Source organism: Dactylosporangium sp. NPDC050588 (assembly GCF_040654975.1).
Classification (GTDB): domain Bacteria; phylum Actinomycetota; class Actinomycetes; order Mycobacteriales; family Micromonosporaceae; genus Dactylosporangium; species Dactylosporangium maewongense.
In genome coordinates this window covers 46325-65806 of sequence record NZ_JBFAJA010000069.1, presented here as the reverse complement: position 1 = coordinate 65806, position 19482 = coordinate 46325, and the positions used below count along the sequence as shown (strand labels likewise).

Below are 19482 nucleotides of genomic sequence, written 5' to 3'. Positions count from 1 at the left end.
TGAACACGATCAGGGGACGGATTGCCCGACGACCGCGGTGAGCACGTCGTCGAGGGTGACCACGCCGATCGGCACCCGGCCGTCGCTCACCAGCACGATGTGCTGCCGCTCCCGGCGCATCGCCAGCAGCAGCTCGGCGAGGGTCCTGGTCGGCGGCACGATGCCGAGCGGGCGGATCAGGTCGAGCGGGATCGGTGCCCGCCGCTGCGGGCCGACGAACCCGAGCACGTCCTTGACGTGCACGAAACCCAGCACCCGCCGCGACGACCGCTCCACGACGGGAAACCGCGACCGGTTGGTCCGGGTCGCGAGGACCTCCAGCGACGCCGGCGACACGTCCTCCGCCACGGTCGTGATCTCCGACCAGAGCCGGAGCGCGTCGCGGGCCGTGCGCTGGCTCAGCGCGAGCGCGCCGGTGATGCGGGCGTGCTCCTCCGGCGCCAGCAGGCCCTCCGTGGTGGCCTGCGCGGCCAGGCCGGCGAGCTCCTCGGCGGTGAAGACGGTCTTGACGGAGCCGGTCGTCTCGATCCGCCACAGCGACAGGATCACCCGGGACGCCCACTTCATGGCGACCAGGACCGGCTTGAACACCATGCAGAACGCCAGCATCGGCGGCCCGAGCCACAGCACCGCACGCTCGGGCGACGCCAGGGTCAGGTTCTTCGGGACCATCTCGCCGATGACGGTGTGCGCGAACACGACCACGCCGAGCGCCAGGACGAACGCCACCGGATGGATCAGCTGGTGGGGCATGTGCAGCGCCTCGAACGGCCCCTGCAGCCCGTGCGCGAGCGCCGGCTCGGCCAGGGCGCCGAGGCCGAGGGAGCAGATCGTGACGCCGAGCTGAGCGCCCGCGATCATCAGCGGGATCTCGCCCATCGCCCGCAGCGCGGTGCGGGCCCGGCGGGACGTCGCGGCCATCGGCTCGATCACCGTGCGCCGCGACGCGATCAGTGCGAACTCGCTCGCGACGAAGAACGCGTTGCCGAGCAGCAGCAGTACCGTGATCAGCAGGTCACTCATCGTAGGCCTCCGGGCGCACGACACGCACCTGCTCGATCCGGCGCCGCTCGACCTCCACGACGGTGAACTCCCAGCCCTCTTCCTTCCAGATCTCCCCGACGGAGGGGATCCGGCCCAGGCGGGCCATCAGGAAGCCGGCGAGCGTCTCGTACGGGCCCTCGGGCATCCGGAAGCCGGTCACCTCGGCCAGCTCGTCCTCGCGCAGCACGCCGTCGACGAGCAGGGTGCGCTCGTCGCCGGGGGCGGTCAGGTCGGGCATGCCGTGCGCGGTGGTCGGCTCCTCCTCGATGTCGTGCTCGTCGACGATCTCGCCGACGAGCTCCTCGACCAGGTCCTCGACGGTGACGACGCCGTCGGTGCCGCCGTACTCGTCGACGACGATCGCGAAGTCGGAGCCACCGCGGCGCAGCGCCTGCAGGACGCCGTCGAGGTCGAGGCTCTCCGGCACGAACACCGGCTCCCGCGCGACCGCGCCGACCCTCGTCGTGGGCCTGCGCACCGGCGGCACCCCGAGCGCGTCGGTGACCGTCACGACGCCGGTGACCTGGTCCAGCGTCTGCACGTAGATGGGGAAGCGGCTGTACCCGGTCTGCACCGATGTGGCGAGCAGGTCGGCGACCGTGGCGTCGGCGCGCAGCGAGATGACGTCGACGCGCGGGGTCATCGCCTCGGCGGCACGCTTGTCGCCGAAGCGGATCGTGCGCTGCAGCAGCACCGCGGTCTCCCGCGGCAGGGCGCCGGCGCGGGCCGAGATCGCCGCGAGCAGGCCGAGCTCCTCCGGCGAGCGGGCGCTGGCGAGCTCCTCCTGCGGCTCGACGCCGAACCGGCGCACGATCCAGTTGGCGGAGCCGTTGAGCAGGCTGATCAGCCAGGAGAACAGCTTGGAGAACATCCGCTGCGGCCCGGCGGTCGCCCTGGCCACCGGCATCGGCTTGGCGAGCGCGGCGTTCTTCGGCACGAGCTCGCCGAAGAGCATCGACAGCAGGGTCGCCAGGATCAGCGCCGCGACGTGGGCGGCGCCCTTGGTCATGGTGCCGAACACCGGCTTCAGCAGCGGCTCGAAGATGTGCGCCAGGGCCGGCTCGGCGAGGTAGCCGGCGAGCAGGGCGGTGATGGTGATGCCGAGCTGCGCGCCGGACAGCTGGAACGACAGCTCACGCAGCGCGACCCGGACGGTGCGCGCCTTGCGGTCGCCGCCGGCGGCCTGCTGCTCGATCTCCGCCCGGTCGACCGTGACCAGGGCGAACTCGGCCGCGACGAAGCCCGCGTTCGCCGCGGTGAGCAGCGCGAAGGCCAGCAGGGGCAACAGGGTGGTGAACACGCGCGCGCGACGATCCCTTCGAGGTGACAGCCGATTGTTCCACGTGAACCCACGCTCCGCCGACGGCGGCCCGCTCGAATGTCACCCGTATCGAGAGGCGTAGATCACCCTCCCTCTTTCGGGGACTTCTCGCACCCCGAAGCAGCCTCGATGCTGTGAAAACGACCCAAGGAGGGCGGTATGGGAGCGGCACTGATCGGTGTCTTCATAGCAGTCGTCGCGGGGTTCGCCGCCGGCAGCGCCAACACCAAGGCCAAGCGCGCGCGGCTGGACTACTCGCGCACGAAGGCGCTGGTCCCGGGCGCGCGCAAGGCAGCGTGGTCGGAGAGCCTGCGTGGCCTTCGCGTGATCGCGACGGCGGCGGCGGTACTGGTAGCGCTGGCGATGGCGATGAACGTCATCGGGCAGCGCTGACCCCGTCCCCCAGCAAATTAGAGCGAAAAGTCTGATTTGTCAAGAATTGTTGGACGACAGCGACCGGAGCAGCACCGACGCCACGTCCACGACCTCGACGTCGTCCGGGGCGGCGCCCGCGGCCTTCTTGCCCGTGACCCCGTCGCCGAGCATCGTCAGGCAGAACGGGCAGGACACGGCCACCGTCTTCGCACCGGTCGACAGCGCCTCCTCGACGCGCTCGACGTTGATGCGCTTGCCGATCCGCTCCTCCATCCACATGCGCGCCCCACCGGCGCCGCAGCAGAACGAGCGCTCGGCGAAGCGGTCCATCTCGACCAGGCCGGCGTCGTCCTGGGAGGACGCCACCGCGCCGAGCACCTCGCGCGGCGGGGCGAAGACGCGGTTGTGCCGGCCCAGGTAGCACGGGTCGTGGTAGGTGATGGCGCCGTCGACTGGCTGCACCGGGGTGAGCTTGCCGGCCGAGACCAGCTGCGCCAGCAGCTGCGTGTGGTGGATGACCTCGAAGTGGCCGCCGAGCTGGCCGTACTCGTTGGCGAGGGTGTTGAAGCAGTGCGGGCAGGTCGCGACGATCTTCTTGACGCCGGCCTCGTTGAGCGTCTCGACGTTCTGCTGCGCGAGCATCTGGAAGACGAACTCGTTGCCGATGCGGCGGGCCGGGTCGCCGGTGCAGGTCTCGCCCTGGCCGAGGATCGCGAACGACACGCCGGCCTCGTTGAGCAGGGTGGCGACGGCGCGGGTCGTCTTCTTCGCGCGGTCCTCGAAGGCGCCGGCGCAGCCGACCCAGAACAGGTACTCGAAGTCGCCGCCGTCGGCCACGTTGGGCACCGTGAAGTCCAGACCCTTGGTCCAGTCCTCGCGGGTCGACTGGGCGGCGCCCCACGGGTTGCCCTTGTTCTCGAGGTTGCGGAGCATGACGCCGGCCTCGGTCGGGAAGTTGGACTCGATGAGCACCTGGTAGCGGCGCATGTCGACGATGTGGTCGACGTGCTCGATGTCGACCGGGCACTGCTCGACGCAGGCGCCGCAGGTGGTGCACGACCACAGCACGTCGGGGTCGATGACGCCGTTCTCGTCGACGCCGCCGATCAGCGGGCGGTCCTTCTCCGCGAGGGCGAGGACGTCGACCTTGGCGAGCGCCTCCTCGGCCGCCGACGGGCCGCCCGCCAGCAGGTAGGGCGCCTTCGCGTAGGCGTGGTCGCGCAGGCTCAGGATCAGCAGCTTCGGCGAGAGCGGCTTGCCGGTGTTCCAGGCCGGGCACTGCGACTGGCACCGCCCGCACTCGGTGCAGGTGGAGAAGTCGAGGATGCCCTTCCATGTGAACTGCTCGACCTGCGCGACGCCGAACTGGTCCTTGTCCGGGTCGGCCTCCTCGAAGTCGAGCGGCTTGCCCTCGCTCATCATCGGCCGCAGGGCCCGCAGGCCCGAGCCGGCGCGGCCCGGCTCGCGCTTGAAGTAGATGTTGAAGAACGCCAGGAAGCGGTGCCAGGCGACGCCCATCGTGATGTTGCTGGCGATCACGATGACCCACGTCATCGAGACGACGATCTTCAGCATCGCGATGAGGCTGACGGCGGCGGCGCTGGCGGGCAGCACGGCGCCGAGGCCGTGGCTGACCGGCGCGGCCCACACCGGCCACTCGAGCGTGTCGTTGGCGGCCTTGAAGCCGCGGATGAAGAAGCCGCAGAGCAGGACGGCGAGGATCGTGTACTCGACGTAGTACGCCTGCCACATCGTCGAGCCGGTGAAGCGGGAGCGGCGGTTGGGGTTGCCCGGCAGGTTGCGCAGGCGGATGCCGATCAGGACCAGGATGCCGATGAAGCCGAGCACGCCGATCCACTCGGTGACCAGGCCGTAGACGTTCCAGGCGCCGATCAGCGGCAGGCCGTGATCCGGGACGGCGACCTCGAAGTACGCCTCCAGCACCAGCGACGACAGCGCCAGGAAGGCGATCATGACGAACCAGTGCGCGGCGCCGACCACGGTCCACCGCAGCATCCTGGTGTGCCCCAGGGTCTCGGCGAGCATCGTCTTGAGGCGCAGGCCGCGCGGGCCGCTCCGGGACGGGTCGGGTTGACCCAGCCGCACCACGGAGAGCATCCGGCGCACGGTGCGCACGACGAGCACGATGGCCACGACGGTGATCACCGCCGCGACACTGGTCGCGATGATCTGCACTGGGCCCATGCCGTTTGCCTCCCACGCCGCTGGTCCTTCAGAAGACCTTAGTCCCCTTGGTTACTCATGAGTAACGTGAAGTTTGTCGCAGCACACGCTATGACGCGCGGGAGCGACACCACAGACGACGCCGCAAGTTGTGACGGAATAGCGCCAAATGCCCCCTCGGCGCGCGAACGCACCGAAGGGGCTCTGACGGAGCAGGGGACTAGATCAGCGCCACTTGGACAGGACGCCGAGCGAGGCCACGAGGAACCCGAACCCGATGGCCAGGTTCCAGTACTGCAGCTTGGCCACGGCGGAGAACGCTTCCACGTCGAAGAAGCCCTGCGTCAGGTAGTACGTCACCAGCCACCCGATGCCGATCACGATGAGACTCACCGCGAGGATCGGCACCCAGACCGGGCTCGGACGGCGCTTGGCGGCCACCGTCTCCTGTGGGCGCAACTCCGCCGGCGGCGTGTACACCTTCTTCTTACGAACTGTCGACTTCGGCACGGCGCTCTCCTGGAGGGGTCGTCTGGCCAACACTATCCACGTGACGCCGCCACCTCCGCCAGCGTCGGCCTGAATAATGTTCTACGTCTAGCGTAGTCAAGTCGGCACGCGTCTGGGGGGAGGGGTCGTGGTGGAGTACACATCAGGCGATTCCTCATGGGCCCGCGCCCTGCGCCGGCTCGGCCGCGCTATGCTGCCGCACCCCCGCAAGGGTCAGCGTTTCGGCTGGTCAGCGGCGACTCCGCTGGTGTTCGCGGCGGCCGGGCTGCTCTTCTCGCTGACGGCGGCGACCGCGGGCGGCACGGACCTGCGCGACGACCGGCGCCCCGAGCTGACCAACCTGATCGCTGGAAGAAAACAGGAAATCGCCACGGCCCGCGCCCGGGCCGCCCGGCTGCGCGGCGAGATCGAGGCGCAGCAGCAGAGCCAGGAGGGCGCGGACGGCGCCGTCGGCGAGCAGCGCCGCCGCGGCGAGAGCCAGCTGGCCGGCGCCGGGCTGACCGCGGTGCACGGCCCGGGGCTCGTGGTCGTGCTCGACGACGCCCCCAGACGGCCCGACGGCAGCCGCCCGGCGGGTGCCCGTCCAGACGATCTCGTGGTCCACCAGCAGGACGTACAGGCCGTGGTCAACGCGTTGTGGGCCGGCGGCGCCGAGGCCATGACGCTCATGGGAGTCCGGGTCATCGCCACGAGCGCGGTACGCTGCGTTGGCAACACGCTGCTGCTCGACGGTCAGGTGTATTCGCCCCCGTTCGAGATCGCCGCGATCGGTGACCAGGTGCGCCTCCAGCGCTCCCTCGACGACACGGAGGGGGTTGCGCTGTTCAGGAACGCCGCGGACAACTTCGGTCTGGGCTACCAGGTGCGGATGGAGGCAGACGTGCAGGCGAAGGCCTACGACGGCTCCACCGCGCTCCGGTCGGCGACGACCGGGTCCTGACCATGAGTGGGGCGCAGCGGAGCGAGGAGCCGCGAACCATGAACGCAGCTTGGCTCAGGCCGACGCGGAAGGCGGCGGCATGAGCGACTCACACCGTCCCCGGCATCGCGCCCTGGACCAGGACGACATCGCGACCCGGATGATCCCCCGCATCCGGGACGACAGCCCGCCGATGGACGCCGCCGAGACCGCCACGGCGGGACCGGCGGACGCCACTGCCTACATCCCGAAGTTCACCGAGCACAGCGGGCCGCCGGGAGCGGCCGACGCCACCACGGTGCTACCGAAGGTCCCCGCAACGGCGGAAACAACCCCAAAAGCCACCCCCCAGGATGAACCGGAAGCGACTACGGAGCCTGACGCCGAAAAGGGTGTCAAGGTCGTGCCGTTGCGGCCGGTCCGCACCCAGGAGGGTTATCGCAGCGTGTACTCCGAATACACGAGGACCACGTTCGGCACGGTCGTGCGGGCGGTCAGCCGGGGCACCGGCGAGCTGCTCATCACGTTCGGCCTCATCGTGCTGCTCTTCGCCGGTTACGAGGTCTGGGGCAAGTCGGCGATCGTCGAGGCGCACCAGGACGAGCTCAACCGCCAGCTGGAGCAGCAGTGGTCCCACCCGGAGCCCGACCCGACCGTGTCGCCGTCCGGACCACCGGCCCCGGTCGCCAAGCCCGCCAACGGGGCGGTGATCGCCTCCGTCCACATCCCGCGGCTCAAGAAGAAGTGGGCCGTCGTGCAGGGCGTGACCGCCGCCGACATCCGCTACGCGCCGGGGCACTACCCGGACACCGCGCTGCCGGGCCAGATCGGCAACTTCTCGATGGCCGGGCACCGCACGCCGGCGATCTGGTGGGACCTCGACCAGCTCAAGCCCAACGATCCGGTGGTCATCAAGACCCAGGACACCTGGTACGTCTACCGCGTGATCGGCCACGAGGTCGTGCTGCCCACGGCGGTCCAGGTCGTCGCGCCCGTGCCGGGCAAGCCCGGGGCGGCACCCACCGAGGCGCTGCTGACCATGACGACCTGCAACCCGAAGTTCAACAACTACCAGCGGCTCGTCGTGCACGCGAAGCTCGACCGGTCCCAGCCCGTCTCCGCCGGCGACCCCGCCGAGCTGAAGGGATAGCCGCGTGTACGGATGGATCTGGCGGCACATCCCCTTCAAGCAATGGCAGCTCAAGTCGCTGGTCTCGGTGATTCTGATCGGTGCTCTCGGGGCGCTGCTGTGGTACAAGGTCTTCCCGGCGGTCGAGCCGATCCTGCCGTTCGACGACGTCCAGGTCGAGACCACCGACCCGGACGGCGGACAACTGCAGGAGCCGAGCACAGACCCGTCGCAACGGCCGTCGACACAGTCGTCGACGCAGCCTTCCAAGCAGCCGTCGAAGCTGCCCACGAAGACGCCGTCAGCCCCGCAGGTCCTACCGAGCTAGGTGAGCCGCTTGCGCATCCTGGTCGTCGACAACTACGACTCGTTCGTGTTCAACCTGGTCCAGTACCTGGGCCAGCTCGGCGTCGAGTGCGACGTGCGCCGCAACGACGAGATCTCGGTGGAGGAGATCGGCGCGGCGCGGCCGGCCGGCATCCTGCTCTCCCCCGGGCCGGGCACGCCGGAGCGGGCCGGGATCTGCATGTCGGTCATCCACGAGTACGCGGGCAAGATCCCGATCTTCGGGGTGTGCCTGGGGCACCAGGCGTTCGGCGCCGCGTTCGGCGCCACCGTGACCCGCGCGCCCGAGCTGCTGCACGGGAAGACCTCTCTGGTCACCCACGGCGGCCAGGGCGTCCTCAAGGGGCTGCCGGACCCGTTCATCGCGACCCGCTACCACTCGCTCGCCGTGGTGGAGTCGACGCTGCCGCCGGAGATCGAGGTGACCGGCCGCACCGAGTCGGGCGTGATCATGGCGATGCGGCACCGTGAGCTGCCGATCGAGGGCGTGCAGTTCCACCCCGAGTCGGTGCTCACCCAGGGCGGCCACCAGATGCTGGCGAACTGGCTGGCCGTCTGCGGCCTCCCCGCCGCGCTGGAACGGGCCCCGGAGCTCGTCGCCGAGGTGGAAGCCCGCCGGATCGCCGCGTTCGCTTAGGCGCACATCGTGTGCGCCTCAGGGTGCGAGCCTGTGCATAACCCTGTGGATAACTGCCGTGTTATCCACAGGGTACGTACGGTGATGGGTGGAAAAACCGGGTGAACCGGGCCTAATTGCCGGGCGAGGCGCTACCGCTCGGCTTCGGCGAGCCGGACTGGTTGCCGCTCGCCAGCACCCCGATCCGCAGGGTGATCACCTCGGTCTTCATCAGCACCTTGCCGGTCGACTGCGACGCGCTGATGACCAGGCCGTCCTTGGTCGGGTCGATCACCTGCGTCTCCGTCGTCTTCGGCTCCGCCGTGAAGCCGGCCGTCTCGAGCAGCGCCTGCGCCTGGGCGAGGGTCTTGTTCGTGACGTCGGGCATGACCGCCTGATTGTTCTTCGAGACGTAGATCGTGACCGTGGAGCCGATCTTCACCGATTGGCCGGCCGGCGGGTCGGACCCGATGACCTCGTCCTTCGCCTGGTAGCCGTCCTTCTGGACCACATTGGGCTTCAGGTTGAGGTTGGTCAGCTGCTGCTCGGCTTCCTTCTGGGTGGACCGGATCAGAGTCGGGATGGTGGCCATCGTGGGCGCGCCGCAGAGTTCGTAGTCGATCTGGGTGCCCGCCTTGACCTCCTGGCCCTTCGGCGGGTTCTGCCGGATGACGGTGCCGGTCTTGCAGTTCTCGTTGGCGCCGGGGCGCCCGTCGCCCTCCAGCTTCGCCTGCCGCAGCGCGTCGCGGGCCTCCTGCTCGCTCTTGCCGACGAGGTCAGGCACCGTCGCCATCGGCTCCTGGTTGGCCAGGTAGAGCCCGATCGACAGCGCGGCGACCGCGAGCAGGCTCAGCACGGTGAGCGCGACCGCGATGCCGGTGGAGTTCTTCCGCTTCTGCCGCTGCGCGGCGCGGGCGGGCTGGCGCGAGGCGGGCGGCGCGGGCCGGTAGGCGGTCTGCGCCGCCATCACGGTCTGCATCTCGTCCTCGGTCATGACCGGCGGCGCCGAGACCGGGCGGCCGGCGGCCGCGCGCATGACGTCGGCGCGCATCTCGCCGGCGCTCTGGTAGCGGTTGAGCGGGTTCTTGGCCAGGGCCTTGAGCACGACCGCGTCGATGTCGGGGGTCACGTCGCGGTTGCTGCTGCTCGGCGGCCGCGGGTCCTCCCGGACGTGCTGGTAGGCCACCGACACCGGGTTGTCCCCGACGAACGGCGGATGGCCGCACAGCAGCTCGAAGAGCACACAACCGGACGCGTAGACGTCACTGCGGGCGTCGACGGGCTCGCCGCGGGCCTGCTCCGGCGACAGGTACTGCGCGGTGCCGATGACCGCGGAGGTCTGCGTCATCGTCGTGGCGCCGCTGGCCAGGGCCCGCGCGATGCCGAAGTCCATCACCTTGACCTGGCCGGTCTGGGTGAGCATCACGTTGCCGGGCTTGATGTCCCGGTGGATGATGCCGTGCCGGTGGCTGAACTCCAGCGCCGCGCAGATGTCGGCCGTGATCTCCAGGGCCCGCCTCGGCATGAGCCGCCCCTCGGCCGCGAGCACCTCTTTGAGGGTGCGGCCGTTGACGAACTCCATGACGATGTAGGGCAACTCCTCGCCCGCCGGCCCCCGCTCGTCGCCGGTGTCATACACGGCGACGATCGCGGGGTGGTTGAGCGAGGCGGCATTCTGCGCCTCACGGCGGAACCTCAGCTGGAAGGTCGCGTCGCGGGCCAGGTCCGTGCGCAGGGTCTTGATCGCGACATCGCGGCCAAGGCGCAGGTCACGGCCCCGATGGACCTCGGCCATGCCGCCATAGCCAAGCAACTCCCCGACCTGGTAACGGCCGCCGAGGAGGCGAGGCTGGGCGGTCATGTCGTGTCGTCCTTCGGTCATCGACTCTTACCTTGCCACGTCTTGCGACGAGAACCCATTCCGATCCAGCCCGTCGGGACGATCCGGCCCGCCGGGACGCACCCATCCGGTGGGACGGATCACCCTGTCTTGACGCACAGGCCGCCGACGTTTGTCTCGCCGGGCGGGCAGGACGGCTTGTTGCCGGCGGGCGCGGACGAGTTGCCCGCGCTCGGCGACTCGTCGGCGCCACCGTTGTCGTCCGACGGCTCGGTGGTCGGCTGCTTGCCGCCGCCCTCCTGGTAGAACACCTCGATGTCGCCCACCGGGGTCGTCGGGCCGCACGGCTCGACCTTCAACACCTGGCCCGGGATCGGCTTCTTGCCGTCCTGCGGGGTCTCCTTCACCTTGAAGCCCTGACGCTGCAGCTGCCGCACCACACTCGGCCGCGTCTGGAGCCTGGACCAGTCGCACGGGACGTTGACCGTCTTACCGGTCGGCTTCGCGCTGGTCGGCGCCGCCGTGGCCGCCGCCGTGGTGCCCTGGGCGCTGGGCTCGTCCTTCGTGTCGTTGCCGCTCATCGCGTACCAGATGCCGCCGACACCCAGCAGCAGCACCAGCACCGCGGCGGCCGCGCCGAGCAGCACCATCGTGTTGCGGTTGCCACCCGGCCGGTTGTTGGACGGCGGGGCCGGCTGGTAGCCGCCGGTGGGCGGGTAGTTGCCGGCGTCGCCGGGGAAGTATGCGGTCTCGTTGCTGGGCGGCGGCGGGACGCCTGCCGCGCCGCGGGCGGCGTGCCCGCCGGCCATCGCGGCACCCGGCGGCGGCGGGACCGCGGCGCCGGGCATGATCCGCGTGCCACCGGCGCCGGACGTCGGCGCGCCGCCGGAGACCGGCGTGCCGAACGCGCCCGACATGGGGCCGCCGGAGACCGGAGGGCCGGAGACGGGGGTGTACGCGACGGGCGAGCCGGGCGGCCCGACCGGCGACCCGGGCGGGCCGAGCGGCGCCGCCATCGGGATGCCGGGGCCCGACGTGGTGCCGCCACCGGCGCCGGAGACCCTGCGGGCGGCCTGCGCCATCGCGGCGGCGCTGGGCCAGCGGGCCGACGGGTCCTTGGCCATCGCGCGCTCGACGAGCTGCGCGATCGGCGGCGGGATGTCGGCGGGCAGCGGCGGCGGCATGTCGCGGACGTGCCGCATCGCGATCTGCAGCGGGTTGTCGCCCTCGAAGGGGCGCTGCCCGGAGAGGCACTGGTAGGCGACCACGCCGAGGGCGTAGACGTCCGACAGCGGGGTGGCCTGCGCGCCGGAGGCCTGCTCCGGCGAGATGTAGGAGGCGGTGCCGAGCACCGAGCCGGCCGCGGTGAGCTGCGCGGCGGCGGCGGAGCGAGCGATGCCGAAGTCGGTGAGGACCAGCGTGCCGTTGGGCCGCACGAGCAGGTTGCCGGGCTTCACGTCGCGGTGGACGATGCCCTTCTCGTGCGCCGCGTGCAGCGCGTCGGCGGCCTGGGCGACGAGCGCCATGGCGCGGGCCGGGGTGAGCCGGCCGACTCGGGACAGCGTGCGGGAGAGGGCGTCGCCCTCCACGTACTCCATGATCAGGAAGGCGGTGCCGCCCTCGCTGCCGTAGTCGTAGATGTCCACCACGCCGGGGTGGTTGATGGTGGCCATGGTGCGCGCCTCGTCGCGGAAGCGCTGGGCGAAGCCGGCCTCCTCCAGCAGCGAGGGCAGCAGCACCTTGATCGCGACCGTGCGGCCGAGCACCTCATCGGTGCCACGCCACACGTCACCCATCCCACCGCCGGCGATGCGCTCGTCCAGGCGGTAGCGCCCACCCAACGTGGTGCCGGCGCTCAACATGTCGCGCACCTCATTATTTGATGCCCTTTTCGTCCGCGTATGCCTTCATGACCAGGCCGGCGATGCGAGCCGCCTCCGCGCTGCCACCCTTGCCAGCGTTCTCGAGGAAGACCGCGACCGAGACGATCGGCTTGCCGTCCTTCATTGCGAAGCCGATGAACCAGCCGTGGTCACCGGCATCGTCACCGTCCTCCGCCGTTCCGGTCTTACCACCAACCTGCAAGCCGGGGATGTTGGCGTTGCGGCCCGTGCCGTCACGGGCAGTGACGACACTGAACATCATCTGCTGCAGCGAAGCTGCCACGTCGCCGCTGATCGGGCGGCCCAGCTCCTTCGGGTCGGTCCGGTCGGCGTTGGACAGGTCGGCGTTCTGCAGACGGTCGACGATGTAGGGACGCATCTCGCGCCCCCCGTTGGCGACCGTCGACGCAATCATGGCGCCTTGCAGCGGAGACATCTTCACTTCCCGCTGTCCGATGCTCGACTGAGCCACGGCCGGCGGGTCGACGCGGTTGTCGTCGCCTGCGGTCATCGGGCCGGTGTGGCTGGCCGCGACGTTGCAGTAGTTCTTTTCCTGGTCCTCGATGAAGCGCGGCTGGGCCTCGAAGCCGAACGCCTGCGCCATCGACTTGAGCTTCTCCGCGCCGAGCCGCTCGACGCCCATGCGGGCGAAGACCGTGTTGCACGACACGGTCAGCGCCTGCTTCAGCGTGATCTGGTCGGGGCAGATGCCCTCGTGGGCGTTCTTGATGCGGAACGTCGAGGTCTGCGGCGGCTGGTAGAACTCGCCACCCGGCACGACCGAGTCGGGCGTCAGCGACGAGTCCGCGGACAGCGCCGCCGCCGACGTGATGATCTTGAAGGTCGACCCGGGCGGGTAGATCTCCTGCACCGCGCGGTTGAGCATCGGCTTGGCCGGGTCGGTGTCCAGCTTCTTGTAGTTGGCGCTGGCGGCGTTGATGTCGTGGGTGCTCAGCAGGTTGGGGTCGTAGCTGGGCAGCGACACCTCGGCGAGGATCGCCCCGGTGGCCGGGTCCATCGCCACGACCGCGCCGCTCTTCACGCCCTTCTTGTTGTTGCCGAGCTGGGTGTACGCGGCCTCCTGCGTCGCCTGCGACAGCGTCAGCAGCACGTTGCCGCCGGCCGGGTCCTTGCCCGTGAACAGCCCGGCGATCCGGTCGGCGGCCTGCTTGTCCGAGGTGCCGATCAGGAAGTCGTTGTTGAGCTTCTCCAGGTTGGTCGCGCCGAGGTTGACCGGCTTGAAGCCGATGACGTGCGCGTACTTGTCCTTGAGCGGATACGTGCGGAGGAACTTCAGCGTGTCGCCGGTCTCCTGCGAGTCGGCGATCGCGATGCCCTGCGCGTTGATGATCTTGCCGCGGGCGCGCTCGTACTCGCTGGCCTGGACCCGGCCGTTGCGCGGGTGCGTCCGGTAGTCGTCGGCCTTGACCACCTGGCGGTAGTTCAGATTCACGAACAGCATCGCGAACAGCACCAGCGCCACGACGCCGACCCGGCGCAGTGGGGCGTTCATCGCACGACCTCCGTGGGAAGCTCTTGGATCTGGACCGGCGCGCCGCCCCCACCACCGGTGGACACCCCGCCCAGCCCGATCGACGGCGCACCGCCGGCCGGGCGTCGCGACGCGTCCGAGATGCGCAGCAGCAGACCGATCAGCAGCCAGTTGGCCACCAGCGACGAGCCACCCGCCGAGAGGAACGGCGTGGTCTGGCCCGTCAGCGGGATGAGCTGGCTGATGCCACCCACGATGACGAACACCTGCAACCCCAGCGTGAACGCGAGGCCACCGGCGAACAGCTTGCCGAAGGAGTCCCGCACGTTGATCGCGGCGCGCAGGCCCCGCTCGACCAGCAGCAGGTAGACCACGAGCAGGGCGGTCAGGCCGAAGAGCCCGATCTCCTCGCCCATGCCGGAGAAGATGAAGTCGGTGCGCACCTCGGGCACCTTGAGCGGCTGGCCGGCGCCGGGGCCGGCCCCGGTCAGGCCGCCGGTGCCCAGGCCGAGCAGCGACTGGACCAGCTGGTAGCCCTTGTTGTCCGCGTCGGCGAACGGGTCGAGCCAGGTGGTCGCGCGCTCGGAGAAGTTGAGGAACGGGCCGCCGACGGTCTTGCCGAGGAAGTACGCGAGGAACGCGCCGCCGAGGAAGAACGCCAGGCCGATGATGAGCCAGCTGACCCGGACCGTCGCGATGTAGAGCGTCACGACGAACATGCCGAAGTACATGAGCGAGGTGCCGAGGTCCTTCTCGAAGACGAGGACCATCAGCGACAGCAGCCAGACCAGCACGACCGGGCCCAGGTCGCGGCCGCGGGGGAAGTCGACGCCGAGGATGCGCTTGCTCGCCATCGACAGCACCTCGCGCTTGCGCACCAGGTAGTAGGCGAAGAAGACCAGCAGGCAGATCTTGGCGAACTCACCGGGCTGGATCGAGAAGCCCGGGAACTTGATCCACAGCTTGGCGCCGTTGATCGAGGAGAACCGCGCCGGCAGCACCGCCGGGATCAGCACCAGCACGATGCCGGCGAGGCCCAGCGTGTACGCGTAGCGGGACAGCGACCGGTGGTCCCGCACGATCGCCATCAGGACGATGGCGCCGACCACGGCCGCGGCGGTCCACCCGAGCTGGCGGAAGCCGTCGCCGCCGAAGACGCTCAGGTCGGCCCGCTGGGGTGCCTTGGTGTTGGCGAGGTCGAGCCGGCGCAGGAAGGCGACGCCGAGGCCGTTGATCAGCGCGACCGCCGGCAGGATCACCGGGTCGGCGTACGGCGCCAGGAACCGGATCGCCATGTGGGCGACCCCGAAGATGATCGCGAGGACCGCGGTCTGCACCCAGAAGTCCGGGGTGATCTCGCCGATCGCGTTGCCCTCGACGACCCCCGCGTAGATGACCAGGATCGCGGCGACGAACAGCAGCAGCCCCAGTTCGACGTTGCGCCGGGTGCCCGGCCGCGGCGCACCTGCCCCGCCACCCGGGTCCATGGGCGACGGGGAAGGGATGGCTGTTGCGGTCACAGCAGAATTCCTCTTGGCCTCGCGGTCAGGGTCATCGTCGGATCAGCAGCTGGCGGACGGGGTCGGGGTCTCGGACGCCATCGGCGGCTCGGTGGTCACCACGGCCGTGGTCGGCGCCGGCGACGCGGCACCCGTGCCGGCCGAGACGCTGCCGGTCATGCCGGGCACGACCGCGCCGGTGGGGCTGGCGGACGCGTCGGTGGTCGGCTCGCCACTCGGGCACGGCTGCTTCCGCGACGGGTTCTCGGGGTCGGTCAGCGCCGCGAGCTTGTCCTTGGCCTGGTCCAGGCTGTCGACCTGGATGCCCTGCTTGACCGTGCTCTGGGCGGCCGGGGTCAGGTCGTCGAGCTTGAGGGTGCTCGACTCGTAGACCTCGGACAGGTCGATCCAAGCGATCTTGCCTGGGACGCCCTTGAAGATCGCGACGGTGCCGTCGTCGGTCGCGCCCACGTAGTAGCGCGACTGGGTGACGCTCCACCCGTACCAGAGGCCGCCGCCGAGCAGGCCCAGCAGCACCACCAGCAGGACGACGGTGCGCACCGGGTGGCGCTTCGGGCGGCCGGCCTCGTCACGGGCGGTCGCCGCGGCGTGCGCCCGCGCATCCTCGTCGGACTCCGGCACCGGCGGGCGCGGCGCGGCGAGCGCGGCGCCCCGGGCCGAGGACATCGACTGGTCGGCGGACGTGGCCATGCCGCGGTCCTGGGCGGCCGCACCCCCGACGATCGGCCGCTCCTCGACGATGTCCTCGTCGGTGACGTCGGCGACGATCACGGTGATGTTGTCCGGGCCGCCACCGCGCAGGGCGAGCTCGATGAGCCGGCCGGCGCACTGGTTGGGGTCGACGTACTCGCGCAGCGTCGACTCGATCGTCTCGGCGCTGACCACGCCGGAGAGCCCATCGCTGCACAGCAGGTAGCGGTCGCCCGTCTTGACCTGGCGCACCGAATACTCGGGGTCGGCGTCGCGCCCGTCGAGGGCGCGCGTCAGCAGCGAGCGCTGAGGATGGCTGTTGGCCTCCTCCAGGCTGATCCGGCCCTCGTCGACGAGCATCTGGACGTACGTGTCGTCCTTGGTCACCTGGGCGAACTCTCCGTCACGCACGATGTACGCGCGGGAGTCGCCGATGTGAACCATGCCCATCTTGGTGCCGGAGAACAGCATGGCGGTGAGGGTGGTGCCCATGCCTTCCATGGCCGGGTTTTCCTCGACGGCGTCGCGGATCTGCTGGTTGGCCAGGTCGACGGCGCCGCGAAGCGTGTCGATCATGGCGTTGCCGGGCACATCCTCGTCGAGCGGCGCCATGGTGGCGATGACGATGTTGCTGGCGACGTCACCGGCGGCCATGCCGCCCATTCCGTCGGCAACGGCGAGCAGCCGCGGTCCGGCGTAGACGGAGTCCTGGTTCCCACTCCGAATCAGACCGCGGTCACTGCGGGCCGCGTAGCGCAAGGTGAGGGTCATGGCCGTAACTCGAGAGAAGTGCGGCCGATGCGAATCGGCACGCCGAGGGGGACGGGGGTAGGTGCGCCGACCTTGGTCTTGTCGAGGTAGGTGCCGTTGGTCGAGCCGAGATCCTCGAGGTACCACTGGCCGGCGCGGGGCACGAGGCGGGCGTGCTTCGCCGAGGCGTAGTCATCGGTGATCACCAGCGTCGAATCCTCGGCGCGGCCGATTGTGATCGGCGCCTCACCGAGTGTGATCCGGGTGCCCGCCAGTGAGCCGGCGGTGACGAAGAGCTGGTGGGCGGTCTTGCCGCGCTTCACCTTCGCCGGACGGCCAGGAGCCGTCGCCGCACCAACCCCCCGGGGTGCGGCGACGATCCGGCTCGTTCGAGAGCCCGCGAACAGGTCGCGCCGGATCACTCCCACCACCGTGAACACGAAGATCCACAGCAGCACGAGCAGCCCGTAGCGGGCGACCGTAATGACAAATTCCATCTACGACCTATCAGGGGCCCGGAGGCCCGGTCGAGCAGGTGCACTCATGCAGATCCGCCTAACGTCGACCACGTGGTGCAGGACTTCAGCCATCCACGCGGTAGGTGAGCGTGGTCGTGCCGAGCTGGATCATGTCACCGGGATTCAACGCGACCGCGGAGACGCGTTGCCCGTTGACCATCGTGCCGTTCGTCGAGCCGAGATCGGTGAGCACCACCTGCGCACCGTCGAAGTCGAGTCGCGCGTGACGGCGCGAGATGCCGACATCTGGCAGGCGCATGTTGGCCTGATCGCCCCGGCCGATCACGGTCGAGCCGATCGACAGAGGGTAGCTTCGCCCGTCGCCGGACACCAGTCGTACGTTGCGGGCAGGCCCACCGGGGCCGCCGGGGCCGGGACCGTAGCCGCCGCCCTGGTTGTAGCCGCCGTAGGGGTCGGGCGCGGCCTGCGGCGCGACCTCGCCGCCGGTGTAGACCTCGGCCGTGACCCGGAACATGCCGGTGTCGAGGCCGTCGCCCCGCTCGATCTCGACGATCACGTCGCCGTAGACCGTCCACCCCTGCTCGCCGATGAACTCCGCCTGCGACTGGGCGAGCTCCTGGGCGAGCGCGGCGGCATACGGCGCCAGCCGACTGTGGTCATAGGGCGACAGGTCGATCACGTAGCGATTCGGCACGAGCGTGCGCCCGCCTGCCAGAATCGCCTTGTGGGCTTCCGCCTCCCGTTGCATGGCGTTGAGGATCTCCACGGGGTGGACGACCCCCTTGAAGACCTTTGCGAAGGCCCCCTCGACCAGGCCCTCTAGGCGCTTCTCGAAGCGCTGCAGCACACTCACCGGTTCCTCCTCGGGTTCCGAGGTCATGATGGTATCCGGACGTCGCACGCCCGGTTGCATCCTCACCGGCTAGCCCGTGCTACTCTTCCGTGGCGCCCAGGGCAGCCTAGTACTAACCCGGTGAAAACGCCGAGTTGGCACACGCTACGCTGGGGCACTGCCAGGGGAAGTGGCGGAATGGCAGACGCGCACGGTTCAGGTCCGTGTGCCCGAAAGGGCGTGGGGGTTCAACTCCCCCCTTCCCCACGAGACGATGAGCGCACTCCGTTCGCGGAGTGCGCTCATTTTTCGTCTCGTCATTCCTCGCGCGAGGCTGAAGCCTCGCTCCCCATTGGGGGAGCTGCGCTCCACCCACGCCCCCTCAATAGCAGCGGGCGGTTGGTCGTGCGTCAAAATGGCGACTCCACCGTGCGGGGTATGCTCGGCCGGTCCTGCTGGAGTGGCAAGGAGTTCTGCTCGTGAGCGTCGTCATCGTCACCGGGTCTGCCGGGTTGATCGGGTCCGAGGCTGTCCGGCATTTTGCCTCGCTGGGGCTGGATGTCGTGGGCATCGACAACGACATGCGGAAGCAGTTCTTCGGGGCCGAGGCCTCGACCGCGTGGAACGTGGTGGGGCTGACCAGCGACCTGGGCGACTCCTACACGCACCACGACGTGGACATCCGCGACCGGGACGCGCTCGCCGGGATCTTCAAGCGGTATGGCAAGGACGTCGCGCTGGTGGTGCACACCGCGGCGCAGCCGAGTCACGACTGGGCGGTGCGGGACCCGTTCACGGACTTCGACGTGAACGCCGGCGGGACGCTCAACATGCTGCAGAACGTGCGGGAGCACTGCATCGAGGCGCCGTTCATCCACTGTTCGACCAACAAGGTGTATGGCGACCGGCCCAACAGCCTGCCGCTGGTCGAGCAGGAGACGCGGTGGGAGATCGAGGCGGGTCACCCGTACGAGAACGGCATCAAGGAGGACATGTCGATCGACGCCTGTCTGCATTCCGTCTTCGGGGCCTCGAAGGTCGCCGCCGACGTGATGGTGCAGGAGTACGGGCGCTACTTCGACATGAAGACCGCGTGCTTCCGGGGCGGGACGCTGACCGGGCCGGCGCACTCGGCGACCGAGCTGCACGGCTTCCTCGGTTACGTGATGCGGTGCGCGATGGAGCGCCGCACGTACAAGATCTTCGGGTACAAGGGCAAGATGGTCCGCGACGCGATCCACTCGCACGACGTGGTCGCCGCGTTCGAGGCCTTCTTCAGGGCGCCGCGCAGCGCCGCGGTCTACAACCTCGGTGGCGGGCGGCACTCCAACACCTCGCACCTGGAGGTGTTCGCGCTCGCGCAGCGGATCACCGGCAACGAGATGGTCACCGAATACCACGAGGCCAACCGGGTCGGCGACCACCAGTGGTGGATCGGGTCCAACGAGCGCTTCCAGCTGGACTACCCGGACTGGAAGCAGGTGTACGACGTGCCGATGATCTGTCAGGAGATCTACGAGGCCAACGTCGGCAAGTGGACCCCGGCGGCCTGA

General features: G+C 69.8%; 17 protein-coding genes and 1 tRNA gene. 7 read left to right on the top strand and 11 right to left on the bottom strand.

The genetic code is table 11. The annotated features are described in order from the left end of the window. Window positions 1-9: 9 nt before the first annotated feature. Together AB0I21_RS39200 and AB0I21_RS39195 are read right to left on the bottom strand one after the other, a co-directional pair. The gene (locus AB0I21_RS39200) at window positions 10-1023 is read right to left on the bottom strand and encodes a hemolysin family protein (protein ID WP_360568748.1); all 1014 of its coding nucleotides are present in this window, start codon (window positions 1021-1023) and stop codon (window positions 10-12) included. After that, complete coding sequence (locus tag AB0I21_RS39195) at window positions 1016-2344, bottom strand: hemolysin family protein (RefSeq protein ID WP_360568747.1); 1329 nt, start codon at window positions 2342-2344, stop codon at window positions 1016-1018. Before AB0I21_RS39195 ends, AB0I21_RS39200 begins: the two co-directional genes overlap by 8 nt. 180 nt (window positions 2345-2524) lie before the next feature. Here AB0I21_RS39195 and AB0I21_RS39190 point away from each other — a divergent pair, with 180 nt between their 5' ends. Further along, the gene (locus AB0I21_RS39190; protein WP_344508383.1) at window positions 2525-2758 is read left to right on the top strand and encodes a hypothetical protein; all 234 of its coding nucleotides are present in this window, start codon (window positions 2525-2527) and stop codon (window positions 2756-2758) included. 39 nt (window positions 2759-2797) lie between these two features. On the opposite strand, the gene AB0I21_RS39185 is transcribed toward AB0I21_RS39190, so the two are convergent. Both AB0I21_RS39185 and AB0I21_RS39180 read right to left on the bottom strand, forming a co-directional pair. Continuing rightward, window positions 2798-4945, bottom strand: coding sequence for a (Fe-S)-binding protein (locus AB0I21_RS39185; RefSeq protein ID WP_360568746.1), 2148 nt, complete (start codon window positions 4943-4945; stop codon window positions 2798-2800). Between the two features lie 204 nt (window positions 4946-5149). Continuing rightward, window positions 5150-5434, bottom strand: coding sequence for a cell division protein CrgA (locus AB0I21_RS39180; RefSeq protein WP_360568745.1), 285 nt, complete (start codon window positions 5432-5434; stop codon window positions 5150-5152). A gap of 130 nt (window positions 5435-5564) precedes the next feature. On the opposite strand from AB0I21_RS39180, the gene AB0I21_RS39175 reads away from it, so the two are divergent. The 4 genes from AB0I21_RS39175 to AB0I21_RS39160 all read left to right on the top strand — a co-directional run bounded on the left by AB0I21_RS39175 (window position 5565) and on the right by AB0I21_RS39160 (window position 8464). Continuing rightward, window positions 5565-6374 carry a DUF881 domain-containing protein gene (locus tag AB0I21_RS39175; protein ID WP_360568744.1) on the top strand — a complete coding sequence of 270 codons (810 nt, stop codon included), beginning with the start codon at window positions 5565-5567 and terminating at the stop codon, window positions 6372-6374. Window positions 6375-6453: 79 nt separating this feature from the next. Continuing rightward, window positions 6454-7503: a class E sortase gene (locus AB0I21_RS39170; RefSeq protein ID WP_360568743.1), complete on the top strand. Its 1050-nt coding sequence runs from the start codon at window positions 6454-6456 to the stop codon at window positions 7501-7503. Window positions 7504-7507: 4 nt separating this feature from the next. After that, on the top strand, window positions 7508-7810 hold the full coding sequence (locus AB0I21_RS39165) for a hypothetical protein (protein WP_360568742.1): 303 nt from the start codon (window positions 7508-7510) through the stop codon (window positions 7808-7810). Between the two features lie 9 nt (window positions 7811-7819). Next, window positions 7820-8464 carry an aminodeoxychorismate/anthranilate synthase component II gene (locus tag AB0I21_RS39160; protein ID WP_360568741.1) on the top strand — a complete coding sequence of 215 codons (645 nt, stop codon included), beginning with the start codon at window positions 7820-7822 and terminating at the stop codon, window positions 8462-8464. A gap of 112 nt (window positions 8465-8576) precedes the next feature. Here AB0I21_RS39160 and pknB read toward each other — a convergent pair whose 3' ends face one another. From pknB to AB0I21_RS39125, 7 genes are all read right to left on the bottom strand, one after another. Continuing rightward, window positions 8577-10304, bottom strand: coding sequence for a Stk1 family PASTA domain-containing Ser/Thr kinase (gene pknB / locus AB0I21_RS39155; RefSeq protein WP_360568764.1), 1728 nt, complete (start codon window positions 10302-10304; stop codon window positions 8577-8579). 119 nt (window positions 10305-10423) lie between these two features. Then, window positions 10424-12145 carry a serine/threonine-protein kinase gene (locus AB0I21_RS39150; protein ID WP_360568763.1) on the bottom strand — a complete coding sequence of 574 codons (1722 nt, stop codon included), beginning with the start codon at window positions 12143-12145 and terminating at the stop codon, window positions 10424-10426. Window positions 12146-12158: 13 nt separating this feature from the next. Next, window positions 12159-13679, bottom strand: a complete 1521-nt coding sequence (locus AB0I21_RS39145; RefSeq protein WP_344508396.1) for a penicillin-binding transpeptidase domain-containing protein — start codon at window positions 13677-13679, stop codon at window positions 12159-12161. Next, on the bottom strand, window positions 13676-15145 hold the full coding sequence (locus AB0I21_RS39140; RefSeq protein WP_360568762.1) for an FtsW/RodA/SpoVE family cell cycle protein: 1470 nt from the start codon (window positions 15143-15145) through the stop codon (window positions 13676-13678). Before AB0I21_RS39140 ends, AB0I21_RS39145 begins: the two co-directional genes overlap by 4 nt. A gap of 75 nt (window positions 15146-15220) precedes the next feature. After that, entirely contained in the window at window positions 15221-16639 is a 1419-nt protein-coding gene (locus tag AB0I21_RS39135; protein ID WP_360568740.1) for a BofC C-terminal domain-containing protein, read from the bottom strand. Further along, entirely contained in the window at window positions 16636-17115 is a 480-nt protein-coding gene (locus AB0I21_RS39130) for an FHA domain-containing protein (RefSeq protein WP_327007183.1), read from the bottom strand. Before AB0I21_RS39130 ends, AB0I21_RS39135 begins: the two co-directional genes overlap by 4 nt. Window positions 17116-17200: 85 nt before the next feature. Continuing rightward, a complete protein-coding gene (locus tag AB0I21_RS39125) occupies window positions 17201-17977 on the bottom strand; it encodes a DUF3662 and FHA domain-containing protein (RefSeq protein ID WP_344508403.1) in 777 nt (258 codons plus the stop codon). A 136-nt stretch (window positions 17978-18113) separates the two neighbouring features. Between AB0I21_RS39125 and AB0I21_RS39120 the strand changes: the two genes are divergently transcribed. Together AB0I21_RS39120 and AB0I21_RS39115 are read left to right on the top strand one after the other, a co-directional pair. Further along, window positions 18114-18196: transfer RNA gene (locus AB0I21_RS39120), tRNA-Leu, on the top strand. A gap of 212 nt (window positions 18197-18408) precedes the next feature. Beyond that, window positions 18409-19482 (top strand): NAD-dependent epimerase/dehydratase family protein, encoded by a 1074-nt coding sequence (locus tag AB0I21_RS39115; RefSeq protein WP_360568739.1) that lies wholly within the window; start codon window positions 18409-18411, stop codon window positions 19480-19482.

Excerpts from the sequence above, each read along its gene's own strand:
- AB0I21_RS39145 (WP_344508396.1), bottom strand. The coding sequence starts at position 13,679 with ATGAACGCCCCACTGCGCCGGGTCGGCGTCGTGGCGCTGGTGCTGTTC.
- AB0I21_RS39185 (WP_360568746.1), bottom strand. The coding sequence starts at position 4,945 with ATGGGCCCAGTGCAGATCATCGCGACCAGTGTCGCGGCGGTGATCACC.
- pknB (WP_360568764.1), bottom strand. The coding sequence starts at position 10,304 with ATGACCGCCCAGCCTCGCCTCCTCGGCGGCCGTTACCAGGTCGGGGAG.
- AB0I21_RS39140 (WP_360568762.1), bottom strand. The coding sequence starts at position 15,145 with ATGGACCCGGGTGGCGGGGCAGGTGCGCCGCGGCCGGGCACCCGGCGC.
- AB0I21_RS39150 (WP_360568763.1), bottom strand. The coding sequence starts at position 12,145 with ATGTTGAGCGCCGGCACCACGTTGGGTGGGCGCTACCGCCTGGACGAG.
- AB0I21_RS39135 (WP_360568740.1), bottom strand. The coding sequence starts at position 16,639 with ATGACCCTCACCTTGCGCTACGCGGCCCGCAGTGACCGCGGTCTGATT.
- AB0I21_RS39125 (WP_344508403.1), bottom strand. The coding sequence starts at position 17,977 with ATGACCTCGGAACCCGAGGAGGAACCGGTGAGTGTGCTGCAGCGCTTC.
- AB0I21_RS39200 (WP_360568748.1), bottom strand. The coding sequence starts at position 1,023 with ATGAGTGACCTGCTGATCACGGTACTGCTGCTGCTCGGCAACGCGTTC.
- AB0I21_RS39130 (WP_327007183.1), bottom strand. The coding sequence starts at position 17,115 with ATGGAATTTGTCATTACGGTCGCCCGCTACGGGCTGCTCGTGCTGCTG.
- AB0I21_RS39170 (WP_360568743.1), top strand. The coding sequence starts at position 6,454 with ATGAGCGACTCACACCGTCCCCGGCATCGCGCCCTGGACCAGGACGAC.
- AB0I21_RS39190 (WP_344508383.1), top strand. The coding sequence starts at position 2,525 with ATGGGAGCGGCACTGATCGGTGTCTTCATAGCAGTCGTCGCGGGGTTC.